General features: G+C 70.9%; 14 protein-coding genes and 1 tRNA gene. 11 read left to right on the top strand and 4 right to left on the bottom strand.

From position 1 onward, the window contains the following. Positions 1–160: 160 nt before the first annotated feature. Entirely contained in the window at positions 161–2584 is a 2424-nt protein-coding gene (locus E6R60_RS20610; RefSeq protein ID WP_136328070.1) for an SUKH-4 family immunity protein, read from the bottom strand. Between the two features lie 5 nt (positions 2585–2589). After that, complete coding sequence (locus E6R60_RS20605) at positions 2590–3567, bottom strand: SMI1/KNR4 family protein (RefSeq protein WP_136328069.1); 978 nt, start codon at positions 3565–3567, stop codon at positions 2590–2592. A 304-nt stretch (positions 3568–3871) separates the two neighbouring features. On the opposite strand from E6R60_RS20605, the gene E6R60_RS20600 reads away from it, so the two are divergent. Then, positions 3872–4405: a YwqJ-related putative deaminase gene (locus tag E6R60_RS20600; RefSeq protein WP_136328068.1), complete on the top strand. Its 534-nt coding sequence runs from the start codon at positions 3872–3874 to the stop codon at positions 4403–4405. A gap of 10 nt (positions 4406–4415) precedes the next feature. After that, positions 4416–4949 carry an SUKH-3 domain-containing protein gene (locus E6R60_RS20595; protein WP_136328067.1) on the top strand — a complete coding sequence of 178 codons (534 nt, stop codon included), beginning with the start codon at positions 4416–4418 and terminating at the stop codon, positions 4947–4949. A gap of 116 nt (positions 4950–5065) precedes the next feature. On the opposite strand, the gene E6R60_RS20590 is transcribed toward E6R60_RS20595, so the two are convergent. Then, positions 5066–6367, bottom strand: coding sequence for a histidine kinase (locus E6R60_RS20590; RefSeq protein WP_136328066.1), 1302 nt, complete (start codon positions 6365–6367; stop codon positions 5066–5068). Between the two features lie 155 nt (positions 6368–6522). Here E6R60_RS20590 and E6R60_RS20585 point away from each other — a divergent pair, with 155 nt between their 5' ends. The 7 genes from E6R60_RS20585 (at position 6523) to E6R60_RS20555 (ending at position 12181) form a co-directional block, all read left to right on the top strand. Next, the gene (locus E6R60_RS20585; protein WP_136328065.1) at positions 6523–7380 is read left to right on the top strand and encodes a hypothetical protein; all 858 of its coding nucleotides are present in this window, start codon (positions 6523–6525) and stop codon (positions 7378–7380) included. A gap of 27 nt (positions 7381–7407) precedes the next feature. Further along, positions 7408–7480 (top strand) — tRNA-Gln (locus tag E6R60_RS20580). Between the two features lie 108 nt (positions 7481–7588). Continuing rightward, positions 7589–9037, top strand: a complete 1449-nt coding sequence (gene glmU, locus E6R60_RS20575) for a bifunctional UDP-N-acetylglucosamine diphosphorylase/glucosamine-1-phosphate N-acetyltransferase GlmU (protein WP_136328064.1) — start codon at positions 7589–7591, stop codon at positions 9035–9037. Between the two features lie 120 nt (positions 9038–9157). Further along, the gene (locus tag E6R60_RS20570) at positions 9158–10132 is read left to right on the top strand and encodes a ribose-phosphate diphosphokinase (protein WP_024490433.1); all 975 of its coding nucleotides are present in this window, start codon (positions 9158–9160) and stop codon (positions 10130–10132) included. A gap of 186 nt (positions 10133–10318) precedes the next feature. Beyond that, positions 10319–10906, top strand: a complete 588-nt coding sequence (locus tag E6R60_RS20565) for a 50S ribosomal protein L25/general stress protein Ctc (protein WP_136328063.1) — start codon at positions 10319–10321, stop codon at positions 10904–10906. Between the two features lie 109 nt (positions 10907–11015). Beyond that, entirely contained in the window at positions 11016–11609 is a 594-nt protein-coding gene (pth, locus tag E6R60_RS20560; RefSeq protein WP_136328062.1) for an aminoacyl-tRNA hydrolase, read from the top strand. A gap of 101 nt (positions 11610–11710) precedes the next feature. Beyond that, on the top strand, positions 11711–12181 hold the full coding sequence (locus E6R60_RS20555) for a hypothetical protein (RefSeq protein ID WP_136328061.1): 471 nt from the start codon (positions 11711–11713) through the stop codon (positions 12179–12181). 51 nt (positions 12182–12232) lie between these two features. Here the strand turns inward: E6R60_RS20555 and ppc are convergent, their stop codons facing one another. After that, the gene (gene ppc, locus E6R60_RS20550; RefSeq protein WP_136328060.1) at positions 12233–14962 is read right to left on the bottom strand and encodes a phosphoenolpyruvate carboxylase; all 2730 of its coding nucleotides are present in this window, start codon (positions 14960–14962) and stop codon (positions 12233–12235) included. Positions 14963–15296: 334 nt separating this feature from the next. Between ppc and E6R60_RS20545 the strand changes: the two genes are divergently transcribed. Beyond that, positions 15297–16277: a fatty acid desaturase gene (locus E6R60_RS20545; protein WP_136328059.1), complete on the top strand. Its 981-nt coding sequence runs from the start codon at positions 15297–15299 to the stop codon at positions 16275–16277. Then, positions 16274–16960, top strand: a complete 687-nt coding sequence (locus E6R60_RS20540) for a TetR/AcrR family transcriptional regulator (protein ID WP_136328058.1) — start codon at positions 16274–16276, stop codon at positions 16958–16960. The genes E6R60_RS20545 and E6R60_RS20540 overlap by 4 nt, the downstream gene beginning before the upstream one ends. Positions 16961–17034 lie beyond the last annotated feature (74 nt).

The raw sequence follows: 17034 nt of genomic DNA, 5'->3' as shown, positions 1-17034 counted from the left end.
ATCAATACGCCAAGGATGCGGCAATTGGCCAAGAAGTCCGAATCGCTTCGCTGCTTTCCGGACGGAAGCGACAGGCATCACAGGCCGCAGAAAAGGTGTGGCGCCCCTCCCCCGAAGAGGAGAGGCGCCACACCTCAGGACCCACGCGCAGACGCGAGCGTCAGATCAGGCCGTCCCACATCTGCTCCAGCAGCACCGACCACCAGCTCTCCGGCGACGCCAGCGCCGCCGGATCGATCGCCACCAACTGCGCCTGGAAATCGACCGTCCAACGACCCGCCTGCTCGGGATTCAACCCGAACCGCAGCCGCCACATCCGGCCCAGCAACGCCATCGAGCGCGCGAACTCCGGCAGCCCCGTGTTGACGAACTGCGGCGGCACCGACTGCCCGCCCGGCCCCGCCTCCACCGGCACGGCCACGATGTTCGCCGTCCCGTACTGGACACAGACGGCACGGCCGAAGTCCGAACCCATCACCAGATACGACCCCGCGTCAGGAGCCGCCTGCACCTGCCGCTGCGCCGCCAGCTCCGCCAGCGTGGGGATCACCGGCTGACCGGGCTGCGCCCAGAAGAACGGCCCGAAGTCGGCGGGCAGACCCGCCCACACCAGCGTCCTCGCCACGATCTCCGGTACGCCCTGCCGGGACACCGCACGCTGATCGAAGCGCAGCACCCCCTGCGGGCCGAAGGTCTGGAGCATCTCCTCGGCGATCGCCTCCGGCGGCACCGGCATCGCCGGCGGCACCTGCGGCAACGGAGCCCGCACCGGCGCCGGCCGCGCAGGGCCGTCCGCGACCTGATGCAGCTCGCCCTGATGCGTCAGCAGATGCCGCATGCCCTGCTGGCGGCTCGCGTGGTCCGTCCCGTACGGCGCGACACTCGTGATCCGCACCTGCGGCCACGTCTCACGGATCATCCGGGCGCAGTAACCACCCGGCAGCTCACACGACTCCAGTTCCGTGTGCAGCTCGATGACCTGCTGCGGCGGCACGTTCATCGCCCGCAACTCGTGCAGCATCTGCCACTCGGGGTGCGGAGTGCCCGGCGCCGAACGACGGATCAGCTGCTGTTCGCTGCCGTCCGGCCCGCGATACCGCAGCACGGCCTGGTAGCCCGGGCCGACGGTCGGCTGACCCGCCGGAGCCTGCGGATACCCGTACGCGGGCGGCGGCGTGTGCCCCAGCGGCGGTACGGGACCGGGGGCCCCGCCGAGCGAACCGCCCGGGCCCATCGGCGCACCGGGAGGACCAGGCGGACCGGGCGGCTGCGGAGCCGACGGCCCGACCGGCCCCGGACCGGCGAGCATCGTCGCCGCATGGTGGACACCGCCACCGGCGGGCGGCGGCGTGGAACCCGGCGGCGGCTGCGGCATGCCAGGGGCCCCGGGCGGACCCGGAGGCTGCGGCGCACCGGGCGGGCCCGGCGGCCTCGGAGCCGACGGCCCGGCCGGGCCCGGATCGGCGAACATCGTCGCCGCATGGTGCACATCACCACCACCGGGCGGCGGCGTGGAACCGGGCGGCGCGGGCGGCGCCGGCGGACCGGGGGGCTGCGGCGCGCCGGGCGGACCCAGCTGCGACACGAGCTGCGTCGGCACGTACCCGCCTGCCGGAGCACCCGGCGTCCCCGGCCCCGAGGGCGGCGGCAGGGGCGCACCCGGCCGGGCGCCCGGCGTACCGGGCGCACCCGGCGGCGGGGGAGGCGTCGCGCCTGCGCCCCGCGCACCGCGCGGCGGAACGACCGCCTTGCTCGTCGCCTCGTCCGAGATGTCACCGGGGCCGGAACGCGAACCGGGCCCCGGACCCGCCGGGCGGCCCGGCGCCGGAGCCCCAGGCACGGGACCGCCGGGCACGGGCCCGGCCGGGGCGGCGGGGCCCTGCGGGCTCAGGCCCGGGACGATCGCCGTCGCCGGCAACTGGCTGCCGCCCGACATCAGCGCCGTCGGGGCATCGGCGGACACCACGCGCGGCGGCGCCTCCTCGTCGTCGGCGCCCGACAGCGGCGGCGCGAACACCGTGGCCGGCAGCGCCACTTCACCCTCGTCGGACCCCGCGTTGGTATCGGTCCCCGCCCACGGAGTGGCCCCGGCAGGCGGCTGCGGCACGGACGCCCGGACGCCCGGGGAAGCCGTCGGCTCGTACGGAACCGGCCCGCCCTGCGCGGGCGGCGCCGCCTGCGCGGCCGGTTCCGCCTCCGCACGCCGGTCGGGGATGCCCAGCTTGTCCGCCGCCTCCTGGAGCCACTCCGGCGGGCTCAACAAAAACGACGTCTGATTCAGATCGATGCGCTGCGGCGGCTCGGGGGCCGACGGCGCGGCGTCCAAGGACCCGTACTCCTCCTCGTACCGCCGGATCACCTCACCCACCGGCAACCCCGGCCACAGCGTCGCCTCGCCACTGTCCCGGGCGATCACCAGCCGCTGGCGGCCACCGTCCGACACCGGGCCCTCGGCACGGTCCTCGGCCCAGACCACGAAGCCCAGCTCGAACTCGCGCACCCGCACCTCCCGGTGCTGATACGCGGGAACGTCACCGTTGACCCACTCGTCCGCACGCTCCTGCGCCTGCGCAAAGGTCACCATCGCGCTCACCCCTCCACCGGGACGGCGTGCGCGAAGCCGCCGTCCACCATCAGGTTCGCCACCGTCTCCAACTCCGGCGGATTCCCGGCGAGCCGCTCGAGGAACGCGTCGAAGTCGGCGCCGCACGGCAGCAGCAGCCGCTCCACCCGTTCCTGCACGCTCCAGCCGTCCCGGTCACGCGCGTCGTCGTAGGCGCAGAACCAGACCGAACCCACGCCCTCGCCCCGGACCTTCACCGCGAGGATGCCGCCCTGGACGAAGGCGACCCCCAGATAGTCCTTCGTCAGGTGATCCCGCAAACACTTGTTCACGTACACCAGGTCGTTCACGCCAGCTTCCTCACGCACCGTGAAGAAGGGCTGATCGACCAGCAGGCCGAGCTCGGCGTCGAGCGCGGCCCCGACCGGAGCCGAACCGCCCGCCGCCTTCAGGAACGAGCGATAGGCACCGGGCAGCCGGTAGCCGAGGTCCTCCTCGACGCCCTGGATCTGCTGCTCGCTCACCGCCACGGCGCCCTTCGGCAGCCGGAAGTGCGCGGGCCGGGTCTCCTGCAGCGGACGCGTGCCCCGCTTGTTCTGGTCCACCGCGGTCGTCGCCAGTCCGCCGTGGTGCCGGAGCAGCGCCTTCACCTCGACCGGGACGAGCTCCATCCGCCGCCCCCCGGGCACGTGGTGCCACGTCCAGCCGTGCGGAGTGGCCACCGCGGGAATCGTCCCCCACAGCTCGTGCCCGCTGGCCGCCAGGGCCGCGTTCGCCGACACGTAGTCCGTGAGCCGGAGTTCGTCGACACCGAACCCCTGCGGAGGCTCGGCGATCTCAGCGGCGGCACGCGCGTACGGCGCGAAGTCCGGACAGCCGTTCCCGTCCATGCGCACACCCCTGGGGTGGCGGGACGCCCGGACCGGATCCGGGAAGTGGACGAGCTGCCCGGCGTAGGCCGCATTCGGTGGCGCGGCTTGCTGCCCGAGCCGACCTGTCGTCATGGCGGTTGCCCCCTGCTGCGTCTGGCTGATGAGGACCGACCTGCCCACGGGGGCGGTCCGGACACAGCCTATGCGGTGCGCCCGCCGCCGACCCCGCCCCTGTGCCCCCCGGCCACTTCCGTCACCAACGGTCACAACAGCGTGACGGACAAGCGACAAACGGGCCACTGAATCGCGACACGCAGACACGTTTCAGCGACCCCGCTTTCACAGGACCCGACACATTTGGCAGGCTGTCACCCGCATACACGGGGGCGTGCACATTCGGCAGCAGCCGCTGCGGGCACGGGAGGGACACAGCACCATGCACACCGCACACTCGGCACACACCGTCACGACCGGGGACCCCCGACTCACCTGGAGCAGCAACGAGGCCGGCCACACCCCCCGGCTGACCCACCGCCGCGACGGCATCCTGCCCGCGGTCGCCGCAGCACTGTCCGTACGCGGCGAAACCCTCACCTGCACCGCGGGCAAGGGCGACCAGCCACCCGTACTCCACCACCTCGTCCAGGACTTCCTCGACACCCTCCCCACCGGACAACGCGAACGCTTCACCGGCCGCTGCCCCGAAGCCATACTGCTGTCCCGGCACCTCACCGCCGCCGAGACCGGCCGCTCCAAGAGAGCCCAGCGCAAGCCCCTCACCAACGGCGAGGCCCGGCGTTCCCTCAAGCACGCCCGCCTCACCGCACGCCGCATCCGCGAGGACGGCGACCCCCTCCACGGCAGCTACGCGGCGCCCTGCCGCTCCTGCACCGTCATGCTCGCCCACTTCGGCGTCCGTCCCGTCGACCTCACCACGACCGGAACGGCGACCACCGCCGAGAAGGGCTGACCGCGCCCCCATGCAGGACCGAACCGACCTCCCCGCACAAGCCGGACCGGCCCACCACGACCGCCACAGCACCACCCGCTTCCCCGTCGCCGTCGACGCCGCGCTCCGCGCCGCCGGCTGGCAGCCCGGCCGCTGGGACATCCGCCAGGCCGAGGAATGGGCCGACGCCCTGCGCTCGCACGCCTCACCCGCCGGACACCAGCACGCCGTCTTCCCGGCGGCCGTCGAGGCATGGGCCGAATTCGGCGGGCTGCGCATCGCCGCCACCGCACCCGGACGCCAGATCGCGCCCGCGGCCGTACGCATCGACCCTCTGAGCGGACTCCACCTCGCCCGCACCTTGGGAGACCTCGGACGCGCCCTCGAAACCGAGGTCGCACCCCTCGGCGAGGAAGGAGACGGCCAGGCCGTCCTCGCCATCGACGCGCAGGGGCGGGTCTACAGCATCGACCACACCGGCGACTGGTACCTCGGGGCCGACATCGACAGCGCCCTCGCCACCCTCGTCACCGGCACCCTGCCCGACCGCCTGACCTCCGCCTGAGGCCGGGCCGGCCGGGCGGGGCGGGCCGGCATCCCACGACCGCCACCGCCAAGGGCGCCGCACCCCCGCGCCAGGGACCGGATCCCGCGAGCCCCGCCCGATCGAAGCGAGAGGCCCTACGCCCCGCCGCCGTCCGGCAGCACCGCCGACACCCGGAAACCCCCCGCGTCCGTCGGGCCGGACACGAAGACGCCGCCCAGTCCCAGCACCCGCTCCCGCATCCCCACCAGGCCGTTGCCCCCGCTCGGCAGCCCCGCGTCCGCCGTGGCCGCGTCCGACGGGCCGTTCTCCACCTGCATGGCCACCTCGGAATCCCGGTGCGCCAGCCGCACCCACGTCCTCGCGCCCGCCGCGTGCTTGTGCACGTTCGTCAGGGCCTCCTGCACCACCCGGTACGCCGTCTGCTCGACCTCGGCCGCATACGGACGCACCTCGCCCTCCACGGAGAGCTCCACGGTCATCCCCGCCGCCCGCGACTCCCCCACCAGCGTCTCCACCTCGTCCAGCCGCGGCCCCTCCTCCGGCACCGGAGGAACCGACCGGCCCACCGACGCCAGCGGCACCTTCGCCACCCGCGCCGCCACCGGATCACCCGTGCGCAGCACGCCGAGCATCTGGCGCAGCTCCGTCAGCGCCTGCCGTCCCATGTCCCCCACCAGCGCCGCGTTCCGCACCGCCTTCGCCGGGTCCTTCGGCGCCACCGCCTGCAGAGCCGCGGCGTGCACCACCATCAGGCTCACCCGATGCGCCACCACGTCGTGCATCTCGCGGGCGATCCGGTTCCGCTCCTCCGTGCGCGCCCATTCCGCCCGCTCCTCCGCCCGGTCCGCGAGCAGCGACAGCTCCCGCTCCAGCGAATCCGCCCGCTCCCGCAAGCTCTCCATCAGCCGTCGCCGCGCCCCTATGTAGAGGCCGAACAGCACGGGCGGCGCGGTCAGGCCGAGCGCCATGAAGAGGGACAGCATGGGGACGTACCAGTCGCCGGGCCCGAAGTCCGCGTCGGCGTCGACGCCCTGCCGCAGCCGTACGTACGTGACGATGAACGTCCCCACCAGCGACATGCTCATCAGCACCGCGGTGATCCGCCGCGGCACGTCGGACGCGGCCAGCGTGTACAGACCGACCAGGCCCATCAGGAAACCCATCTCGGCCGGCGTGGTCGCGATCGACACCAGCACCACCGCGATCGGCCACTTGCGCCGTACCAGCAGCACGGCCCCGGCGGACAGGCCGAACACCACCCCCAGAGGCACCGGCAGTCCGGCATCCCCGGCAAACACCACCCCTTCCAACGCGCACTCCAGCGCCGAAGCCAGCGCCAGTCCCCCGTCCAGTGCGACACTCCGTCGCCGTTCCCACCACCAGTAGGAGCGGGTGGTCGATCCCGCCGCCTCCCGGTCTGCCCCCGTTGCGGTCATGGCATCCAGCGTACGGGCGGCCGCACCTCATTTTCGGGTGACCTGCACAGCACGTCGCGGCGTCGAACGGATTCGAATCGTGTGCTCATCACTCGATCCGGCGAACACCCCACGCATGCCCACCGGACGTCCGCATTCCGGACGACGATCACCGCATGACGGAAGAACTCAGGAAATACGCCGACTTCGAGGGCCTGCGCGAACAGGCCGTCGCCCTGCGCCGGGAGGGGCTCAGCCGCCGACAGATCCGCGACCGGCTGCAGCTCCACAACAACGTCCTCCTCAACTGCCTGCTGGAGGGTGAACCCCCGCCGGAGTGGACGAAGCGCCCCAACGCCAAGGACGACTTGCGGGCGAGGGCTCGGGAGCTGCGGCTGGAGGGCAGGACGTACGACCAGATCCAGGTGGAGCTGGGGTGCTCGAAGAGCTCGATCTCGTTGTGGGTCCGGGACCTGCCGAAGCCGGAACCCCGCTACACGGACGAAGAGCGTCTCGCCCTCATGCGCGCAGGTCTGGCCGATCTGCGCGCTACCCAGGACCAGGCGCGGCAGGCGACCAAGCGAATCGCACGCGAGTCAGTGGGCCAACTCTCCGACCGGGAACTCTTCCTGGCGGGGGTGACGCTCTACTGGGCCGAGGGCGCTAAGGACAAGCCGTACAGCCGCCGAGAGAACCTGCTCTTCATCAACAGCGATCCCAACGTGATCAAGGTGTACCTGAAGTGGCTCGGCCTGCTCGGTGTCACACCTGAACGCCTGCACGTCCGCGTCAGCATTCACGAGACCGCGGACGCGGCAGCTGCCGAGGAGTTCTGGGCGGACCTCACCGGGGTGCCTCGCGCCGAATTCAAGAGGGCCACCCTCAAGAAGCACAGCCCGAAGACCAACCGCAAGAACACCGGGGCCGCCTATCACGGCTGCCTCGTCATCTACGTGACGAAGAGCGCCGAACTCTATCGTCGCGTCGAAGGCGCTTGGTACGGCATAGTATTGGGTGCCGATCCGGCGACCTGACGCAATGTCCGGTTAGGCCGGATTTACTCCCCCATGGTGTAATCAGGCAGCACTGCGGTTTTTGGTACCGTATGTTCAGGTTCGAATCCTGATGGGGGAGCACGTCACACGGGCCCCGACCCAGCCGGTCGGGGCCCGCACTCATGTCCGTCTCATCGCCCCCCGGTATCCTGCGGATGTCCATCACCCGAAGCCGAAGGGCCTATCCGTGAGCTCCGTACGCCCGGCAGCCGTCGTCGTCCTCGCAGCGGGTGAGGGCACCCGCATGAAGTCGAAGACCCCCAAGGTCCTGCACGAGATTTCCGGGCGCTCGCTCGTCGGTCATGTCGTCGCCGCCTCCCGCGAACTCGACCCGCAGCACCTCGTCGTGGTCGTCGGCCACGCGAGCGAGCAGGTCACCGCCCACCTCACCGCCGCGGACGCCCAGGTGCGCACCGCCTACCAGGCCGAGCAGAAGGGCACCGGGAACGCGGTGCGCGTCGGGCTCGACGAGCTGGGCGGGACCGTCGACGGCACCGTGATCGTCGTCTGCGGCGACACCCCGCTGCTGTCCGGCGGAACGCTCGCCGCGCTCGCCGCCACCCACACCGCCGACGGCAACGCCGTCACCGTGCTCAGCGCGGAGGTCCCCGACGCGACCGGCTACGGCCGGATCGTCCGCGACGCGGCGACGGGTGCGGTCACCGAGATCGTCGAGCACAAGGACGCCACCGACGCGCAGCGCGCGATCCGGGAGATCAACTCCGGGGTGTTCGCGTTCGACGGGCAGCTGCTGACGGACGCGCTCGGCAAGGTGCGCACGGACAACAGCCAGGGCGAGGAGTACCTCACCGACGTGCTGTCAATCCTGCGCGAGGCAGGCCACCGGGTCGGTGCTTCCGTGGCCGGCGACCACCGGGAGATCCTGGGGATCAACAACCGGGTGCAGCTCGCCGAGGCCCGCCGGCTGCTGAATCTGCGGCTGCTGGAGCGGGCGATGACGGCGGGCGTGACGGTGGTGGATCCGGCGTCGACGCTGATCGACGTGACGGTGACGTTCGAGCGGGACGCGATCGTGCACCCGGGCACGCAGCTGCTGGGGACGACGCACCTGGCGGAGGACGCCGAGGTCGGCCCCAATTCGCGGCTGAAGGACACCGTGGTCGGAGCGGGCGCGCGGGTGGACAACACGGTCGCGGACGGGGCCGAGGTCGGCGCCGGTGCGACGGTCGGTCCGTACGCGTACCTGCGGCCGGGCACGCGGATGGGCGCGAAGTCCAAGGCCGGGACGTACGTGGAGCTGAAGAACGCCTCGCTCGGCGAGGGCACGAAGGTTCCCCACCTGTCGTACGTGGGTGACGCGACCATCGGTGATCACACGAACATCGGTGCGGCGAGCGTCTTCGTGAACTACGACGGCGTGAACAAGCACCACACGACGATCGGCTCGCACTGCCGTACCGGTTCGGACAATATGTTTGTGGCTCCTGTCACGGTCGGGGACGGGGTGTACACCGCGGCGGGCTCGGTGATCACGAAGGATGTGCCGGCCGGCTCGCTGGCCGTGGCCCGGGGCCAGCAAAGGAATATCGAGGGTTGGGTGGCCCGTAAGCGTCCGGGGAGTGCGGCCGCGCAGGCCGCACAGGCCGCGGCGGAGGACACCGGCAGCGAAAGCTGACCGGAAACAGGTGCGTCACGTACGGCGTACCGTGATAGATGCTCACCCCATTTCGGCTGGCTCGTTGCACATCGGGACATCTGCGTGCAGCGCCAGATACACGTCTGAGGAGACTGTGCTGTGACCGGGATCAAGACGACCGGCGAGAAGAAACTGATGTTCTTCTCCGGCCGCGCCCACCCCGAGCTGGCCGAGGAGGTTGCGCACCAACTGGGTGTGGGCCTCGTGCCGACGAAGGCCTTCGATTTCGCCAACGGCGAGATCTACGTCCGCTTCCAGGAGTCCGCCCGCGGCGCCGACTGCTTCCTGATCCAGAGCCACACGGCTCCGATCAACAAGTGGATCATGGAGCAGCTGATCATGCTGGACGCGCTGAAGCGCGCGTCGGCCCGTTCGATCACGGTGATCGTGCCGTTCTACGGTTACGCCCGTCAGGACAAGAAGCACCGTGGCCGCGAGCCGATCTCGGCCCGTCTGATCGCGGACCTGATGAAGACGGCGGGTGCGGACCGCATCCTCACCGTCGATCTGCACACGGACCAGATCCAGGGCTTCTTCGACGGCCCGGTCGACCACCTCTTCGCGCTGCCGATCCTCGCCGACTACGTCGGCGCCAAGGTCGACCGTTCGAAGCTGACGATCGTGTCGCCGGACGCCGGCCGTGTCCGGGTCGCCGACCGCTGGTGCGACCGTCTGGACGCTCCTCTGGCGATCGTGCACAAGCGCCGCGACAAGGACGTGCCGAACCAGGTCAGCGTCCACGAGGTCGTGGGCAACGTCGAGGGCCGGGTCTGCGTCCTGGTCGACGACATGATCGACACCGGTGGCACGATCTGCGCCGCCGCCGACGCCCTGTTCGCGCACGGTGCCGAGGACGTCATAGTGACGGCGACGCACGGGGTGCTGTCGGGTCCGGCCGCGGACCGGCTGAAGAACTCGAAGGTGAGCGAGTTCGTGTTCACGGACACGCTGCCGACGCCGGGTGAGCTGGAGCTGGACAAGATCACGGTGCTGTCGATCGCGCCGACGATCGCGCGCGCGGTGCGTGAGGTCTTCGAGGACGGTTCGGTCACGAGCCTGTTCGAGGAGCAGTAGGCGCACCTCCGCCGTAGAAGATCCACTTTGGGCGCGGCCTCCCCGCCGGGTAGACTCAGCGAGTTGCTCGGCGAGGGAGGCCGTACTCATAGGTACGGCGGTCCGTTATCGACGCGCTCTTCGTAGCAGGCCTGTCGTGGGCCGGGTGACCATCCGTAGCTTTGTCACCTTACGAGGAGTGCAGTCATGGCCGAGATCAAGCTCAACGCCGCGGTCCGTTCGGAGTTCGGCAAGGGCGCTGCCCGCCGTACCCGTCGCGCCAACCTGGTTCCCGCGGTCGTCTACGGCCACGGCGCCGAGGCCGTCCACATCACGCTCCCGGCCCACGAGCTCAGCCTGGCGCTGCGTACCGCCAACGTTCTGATCGGTCTGGAGATCGACGGCAAGAACGCCCTGGTCATCCCGAAGGCCGTGCAGCGCAACGCCCTCAAGGGCAACATCGAGCACGTCGACCTGCTGACCGTGAAGCGCGGCGAAAAGGTCGAGGTCGAGATCGCGGTGCACGTCGAGGGCGAACTGGCCCCGGGCTCCAACCTGCTCGAGTACGTGCAGAACACGCTCCTCGTCGAGGCCGAGGCCACCCACATCCCCGAGTCCGTCACGGTCTCGATCGCGGGCCTGGACGCCGGCGACTCGATCCTCGCCAAGGACGTCCCGCTGCCCAAGGGTTCGGTGCTGGCCGGCGACGAGGACGCCGTCGTGCTGCAGGTCGTCTCCGCGCAGGCCGAGGAGCCGGCCGCCGAGGGCGCCGAGGCCGCGACCACCGAGGCCTGATCCTCACCTGCTTGACTGACGGGGTGGCGGTTCTCCGGAAGGGGACCGCTGCCCCGTTTTTCCCTGTCCGCCCCCTGCCACCCGCCTGTACGCGAGGAGACCGAGCGCGATGTCCGACGCCACTGACCCCTGGCTGATCGTGGGCCTGGGCAATCCCGGTCCCGAGTACGCGGCGAACCGGCACAACGTCGGTTTCATGGTCGCCGACCTGCTCGCCGAGCGGATCGGCGGGAAGTTCAAGCGGGCTCCGAAGGCTCAGGCGCAGGTGCTGGAGGGGCGGATCGGTCCTCCGGGGCCGTTGAGCCGCCGGGTGGTGCTGGCCAAGCCGTTGTCGTACATGAATCTGTCCGGCGGTCCCGTCGCGGCGCTGCGTGACTTCTACAAGGTGCCGCTGGACCACGTGGTGGCGGTGCATGACGAGCTGGACATCGACTACGGGACGCTGCGGCTGAAGCTGGGCGGCGGGGACAACGGCCACAACGGGCTGAAGTCGATGACGAAGTCGATGGGCCCGGGTTACCACCGGATCCGGTTCGGGATCGGGCGCCCGCCGGGCCGGATGCAGGTGGCGGATTTCGTGTTGAAGGACTTCTCCTCCACGGAGCGCAAGGAGCTGGCCTTCCTGGTGGACCGGGCGGCGGACTCGGTGGAGTGTCTGCTGGCGGAGGGGCTGGAGCGCGCCCAGGGCGCGTACAACTCCTGAGCCGCGCGGGCGGGTGCGAATCCCGACATACCGGCCGGTAACCCTGCTGATTGCAGCCACGGCTTGACCCATCGCAGGGCTCTGGCCAAGGATCTGCCCCCATGAAGCGGACCTCCTCCCACCGTGCCGTGCAGTACGGCCGCAGCGCGGCGCTCGGCTGTGTCGTCCTGGTGTTGCTCGTCGCGGGTGTGTGGTCCTCGTGGGACTCGGCGCACCACATCGTGCTGGCGAAGGGCCGTGAGCACGGGACGATGACGGTCACCGGCTGCGGCAGTGACGTGTGCACGGGCCCCTACACGCCGGCGGACGGCGGGGCGGCCCGCTCCCGGGTCTCGGTCGAGAAGTCCGTGGCGGCGCGGAAGGGTGACCGTTTCCCCGTCGTCGTGAAGCCCGGCACCTCCGAGGTCGTACGCACCGGGACGCCGGGTTTTCTGCATGCGTGGATGCCGCTGGGCGGGGCGCTGATCCTGGCCGGTCTGCTGATCGGCGGCGGTCTGCGGCTGCCCCGGGTGGGCTGGGGTGCGGGGATCGCGGGCGGGGTCCTGCTCGTGGCGACGTTCTTCGCCCTGTGAAGGCGGCGACGTTCCTCGCTCGGTGACGGGTCCCGCCCGCGTCCGCGTGGATCAGCCGGTGTTGCGCAGTCCGGCGGCGACGCCGTTGACGGTGAGCAGCAGGGCGCGGGCGAGCAGCGGGTCGGCTTCCTCGCCGCGTGCTGCGGCTTCACGCTGGCGGGCCAGCAGCGACACCTGGAGGTAGGAGATCGGGTCCAGGTAGGCGTCGCGAATGGCGAAGGTCTGCTGGAGCACCGGGCTGGTGCCGAGCAGTTCGGTGTTGCCGGTGACCTTGAGGACTTCCTGCACGGTCAGCGCGTGCTCGGCCTCGATGGCGTCGAAGACGTGCTTGAGCTCGTCGGGGACGAGGGTGTCGACGTAGTGCCGGGCGATGCGCAGGTCCGTCTTGGCCAGGGTCATCTCGACGTTCGAGATGAAGTTCTGGAAGAAGTGCCACTGCTCGTGCATCTCTTCCAGGACGGTGTCCAGGCCGGCCTCGCGCAGCGCCTTGAGGCCGGATCCGACGCCGTACCAGCCGGGCACGATCTGCCGTGACTGGGTCCAGCCGAAGACCCACGGGATGGCGCGGAGTCCGTCGAGCGAGACGCCCGAGCCGGGGCGGCGGGCGGGCCGCGAGCCCAGGTGCAGGTCGGCGAGCTGGTCCACCGGGGTGGAGGCGAGGAAGTAGGTGGGCAGGTCGGGGTCCTCGACCAGCTTGCGGTACGCGGCGTGGGCGGCGTCCGAGACGGTGTCCATGGCCGCGTCCCAGCGGGCCAGCGCCTCGTCGGACTGGCGGGGGGCGGTGTGCAGCGCGGAGGCCTGGAGGGTGGCCGCGACGGTCAGTTCCAGGTTCTCGCGGGCGAGGGCCGGGATGAGGTACTTGTCGGAGATGACCTCGCCCTGCTCGGTCACCTTGATCTCGCCCTCCAGGGTGCCCCACGGCTGCGCGAGGATCGCGTCGTGCGAGGGGCCGCCGCCGCGGCCGACGGTGCCGCCCCGGCCGTGGAAGAGGCGCAGGCGTACGCCGTAGCGGTGGGCGACGTCGCGGAGCCGGCGCTGGGCGCGGTGGATCTCCCACTGCGAGGTGGTGATGCCGCCGAACTTGGAGGAGTCGGAGTAGCCGAGCATGACCTCCTGCACGTCGCCGCGGAGTGAGACCAGGCGGCGGTAGGACGGGTCGGCGAGCATTTCGTCGAGGATGACGTCGGCGGCCTTGAGCTCGTCCGTGGTCTCCAGCAGCGGCACGATGCCGATCTTGGCCCAGCCGCCGTGCAGGTCGAGGAGTCCGGCCTCGCGGGCGAGGACGGCGGCGGCGAAGACGTCGTCGGCGCCCTGGCACATCGAGATGATGTAGGACTCGATGACTTCGGGGCCGAAGCGCTCGAAGGCCTGGCTGATGGTGTGGAAGACGCCGAGGGTCTTCTCGCCCGCGGCGTCCAGCGGGGCCGGGGTCGGGGCGAGCGGGCGACGGGAGCGGAGCTCCTTGGCGAGGAGCTTCTGCCGGTAGTCGCGCGGCATGTCGGCGTAGCGCCAGGACTCCTCGCCGAGGCGGTCGAAGAGCTGGCCGAGCGCGTGGTGGTGGGCGTCGGCGTGTTCGCGTACGTCCATCGTGGCGAGCTGGAGGCCGAACGCGGCGAGGGTGCGGATGGTGCGGTCCATCCGGCCGTCGGCGACGATGCCGCCCTTGTGCTCACGCAGCGAGGTCTGCACGAGGGTCAGGTCGGCGAGGAGCTCGGCGGTGCCGAGGTAGTCGCAGCCGGGGCGGTGCGGGGTGCCGGAGGCGAGGCGCTCGCGGGTGTTGACGAGCTTCTGCCGGATGCAGGTGGCCTTGAGGCGGTAGGGCTCCTCGGCGTTGAGGCGCTTGTAGCGGGGGCTGATCTCGGGGAGCGCCTCGAGGTCGGCCTGGAGGGAGGCGAGGAGCTCGTCCGTGGCCCCGGTGTAGCGGATGGAGTTGGAGAGCAGTCCGCGCAGCTGGTCGACGAGTTCGAGGGCGTCGGTGATGCCGTGCTCGTGCTGGAGGATCAGCACCTCCCAGGTGACGGCGGGCGTCACGTTGGGGTTGCCGTCGCGGTCGCCGCCGATCCAGGTGCCGAAGGTGAGGGGGCGGGTGCCGGCGGGCAGTTCGACGCCGACGCGCTCCAGTTCGGCGGCCAGGTCCTCCAGGACGTCGCCCACGGCGTTGGCGTGGAGTTCGTCCAGGTAGTAGATGGCGTTGCGGGCCTCGTCGGCGGGCTCCGGGCGGACGACGCGCAGCTCGTCGGTCTGCCAGATGAGGTCGATGTTCTCGGCGAGCCGGATGTCCTGGCGGCGCCGGTCGGCGTCGATGACCGGGGTCTCCAGGAGCGCGGCGATGCGACGGAGCTTGTTCAGTACGGAGCGCCGGGCCGCCTCGGTGGGGTGCGCGGTGAAGACGGGCCGCACGTTGAGGTTCTTGACGGTCTCGCGCAGGTGCTCGGGGTCCGCGTCCTTGAGCCGGTCGGCCGTCCGGGCGAGGAGTCCGCCCTCGGCGGCGCGCCGGTCGCGCATCTCGTGGGCGCGGTGGACCTGCTCGGTGACGTTGGCGAGGTGGAAGTAGGTGGAGAAGGCGCGCACGAGCCGTGCGGCGGTCTCCAGGTCCGTGTCGCCGAGGAGCTGGGCGGCGGCTTCGCCGTCGGTCCGGGTGAGGGCGCGGACGCGCTCGACGAGGTCGAGGAGTTCCTGGCCCTCCTGGCGTACGAGGGTCTCGCCCAGGAGGTCGCCGAGGCGGCGGATGTCGGCGCGCAGCTCGGGGCTGGCGGCGGGGGTCTGGTCGGCACTGCTCACAGTGTGCGGCTCCTTGCAGTGGTTGAGCACGGGATCCGGGACCCGCGGCCGGCTGCGGTGCCGACGCGACCCCCCGGGTGGCAGGGTGCGGACCGCGCTGTCCGACGTCTCCAGGATAGGTGTCCGTGCTGTCGGCGCTGTTCGCGCCCCGAGGGGTGCGGGTCTTCCTGGCGGGTACACGTGGGGTGCGCCGCCTTGCGGGGGACCGGCGGGTTCCGGCCGCGTCGTCCTCCCGTCTGGCGGGCCTTACCGCTGCCATACTTACGACGCCGTAGGTTACGGGTGCGTAGCCTCGGTCGTCTTCCTCGCGTTTCCTACCCACAGGGGACTCCCCATGAAGTCCAGCCCCGAAGTGATCGAGGCCGCCGAAGCGGCTGACGGTCAGGTTCTTCCCCCCGCCACGCTCGGCGGCGACAGCAAGCGGTCCGTCGAGCAGATCGCCCTGCTGCTCTTCATCGTCGTGCCGTTCGTGGCCCTGGTCGCGGCGGTGCCGCTGGCCTGGGGCCGCGGTGCGAGCTGGCTCGACCTCGGCCTGCTGGTCGCGATGTACTTCATCGGCTGCCACGGCATCACGATCGGTTTCCACCGGTACTTCACGCACGGCTCGTTCAAGGCGAAGCGTCCGCTCCGTATCGCCCTGGCCGTGGCCGGTTCCCTGGCGGTGGAGGGCCCGGTGGTCCGCTGGGTGGCCGATCACCGCAAGCACCACCGCTTCTCGGACGCGGAGGGCGACCCCCACTCGCCGTGGCGTTTCGGCGAGACGCTGCCGGCCCTGCTCAAGGGCCTGTGGTGGGCGCACATCGCGTGGATGTTCGACGAGGAGCGGACGCCCCAGCAGAAGTACGCCCCCGACCTGATCAGGGACCCGGCGATCCGCGGGATCTCCCGCCACTTCCTGTCGTTCACGATCCTCTCGCTGGCCATTCCCCCGCTCGTGGGCGGACTGGTGACGATGTCGTGGTGGGGCGCGGCGACGGCCTTCTTCTGGGGTTCGCTGGTCCGGGTGGCGCTGTTGCACCACGTGACCTGGTCGATCAACTCGATCTGTCACGCGGTCGGCAAGCGCCCGTTCAAGTCCCGCGACAAGTCCGGCAATGTGTGGTGGCTGGCGGTCCTGTCGTGCGGTGAGTCGTGGCACAACCTGCACCATGCCGACCCGACGAGTGCCCGGCACGGCGTGATGCGGGGTCAGATCGACTCGAGTGCCCGGCTGATCCGCTGGTTCGAGCTGCTGGGCTGGGCGTCCGATGTGCGCTGGCCCGACGCCGCGCGTATCGAGTCCCGGCGGAGTCCCGCGCGGGCCGACGCGGCATGATTGACGACGTGGCGACCGATGGCAGCGCAAGCAGTGAGAACACCCGTGCACCTTCGCCCGGGCGGGTCCGCCGGGTGCGGATGACGGGGAAGGAACGCCGCGAGCAGTTGCTGGACATCGGTCGCACCCTCTTCGCCGACAAGGGGTTCGAAGGCACGTCGGTGGAGGAGATCGCGGCGCGCGCCGGGGTTTCCAAGCCGGTGGTGTACGAGCACTTCGGCGGCAAGGAGGGGTTGTACGCGGTGGTGGTGGACCGGGAGATGCGTCAGCTCCTGGACATGGTGACCAGTGCGCTGACCGCCGGTCATCCGCGGGAGCTGCTGGAGCAGGCGGCGTTCGCGCTGCTGGACTACATCGAGACCTCTACGGACGGTTTCCGCATTCTTGTCCGTGATTCTCCGGTGGCCCAGTCGACGGGCACGTTCGCTTCTCTCATCAGCGATATCGCCACGCAGGTGGAGGACATTCTGGGGCTGGAGTTCAAGGCCCGGGGATTCGATCCGAAGCTGGCGCCGCTGTATGCCCAGGCGCTGGTCGGGATGGTGGCGCTGACGGGTCAGTGGTGGGTGAACGCACGCAAGCCGAAGAAGGCCGAGGTAGCGGCCCACCTGGTGAATCTGGCGTGGCACGGTCTGGAGAACCTGGAATCGAAGCCGCGGCTGATCGGGCACCGGAAGAGTTGAGCGGGGCTGTCCCGAATTGCTCCCCGTCGTGCGTCAGATCCCGGACACCGTTCACCGTTAAAGCACTTCATTCC

It is taken from the genome of Streptomyces sp. A0642, from assembly GCF_004795105.1.
In the GTDB taxonomy this organism is placed as follows: Bacteria; Actinomycetota; Actinomycetes; order Streptomycetales; family Streptomycetaceae; genus Streptomyces.
This window is presented reverse-complemented; position numbering and strand designations above follow the sequence as displayed.

Excerpts from the sequence above, each read along its gene's own strand:
- E6R60_RS20610 (WP_136328070.1), bottom strand. The coding sequence starts at position 2,584 with ATGGTGACCTTTGCGCAGGCGCAGGAGCGTGCGGACGAGTGGGTCAAC.
- E6R60_RS20605 (WP_136328069.1), bottom strand. The coding sequence starts at position 3,567 with ATGACGACAGGTCGGCTCGGGCAGCAAGCCGCGCCACCGAATGCGGCC.
- E6R60_RS20600 (WP_136328068.1), top strand. The coding sequence starts at position 3,872 with ATGCACACCGCACACTCGGCACACACCGTCACGACCGGGGACCCCCGA.
- E6R60_RS20595 (WP_136328067.1), top strand. The coding sequence starts at position 4,416 with ATGCAGGACCGAACCGACCTCCCCGCACAAGCCGGACCGGCCCACCAC.
- E6R60_RS20590 (WP_136328066.1), bottom strand. The coding sequence starts at position 6,367 with ATGACCGCAACGGGGGCAGACCGGGAGGCGGCGGGATCGACCACCCGC.
- E6R60_RS20585 (WP_136328065.1), top strand. The coding sequence starts at position 6,523 with ATGACGGAAGAACTCAGGAAATACGCCGACTTCGAGGGCCTGCGCGAA.
- E6R60_RS20565 (WP_136328063.1), top strand. The coding sequence starts at position 10,319 with ATGGCCGAGATCAAGCTCAACGCCGCGGTCCGTTCGGAGTTCGGCAAG.
- pth (WP_136328062.1), top strand. The coding sequence starts at position 11,016 with ATGTCCGACGCCACTGACCCCTGGCTGATCGTGGGCCTGGGCAATCCC.
- E6R60_RS20555 (WP_136328061.1), top strand. The coding sequence starts at position 11,711 with ATGAAGCGGACCTCCTCCCACCGTGCCGTGCAGTACGGCCGCAGCGCG.
- E6R60_RS20545 (WP_136328059.1), top strand. The coding sequence starts at position 15,297 with ATGAAGTCCAGCCCCGAAGTGATCGAGGCCGCCGAAGCGGCTGACGGT.
- E6R60_RS20540 (WP_136328058.1), top strand. The coding sequence starts at position 16,274 with ATGATTGACGACGTGGCGACCGATGGCAGCGCAAGCAGTGAGAACACC.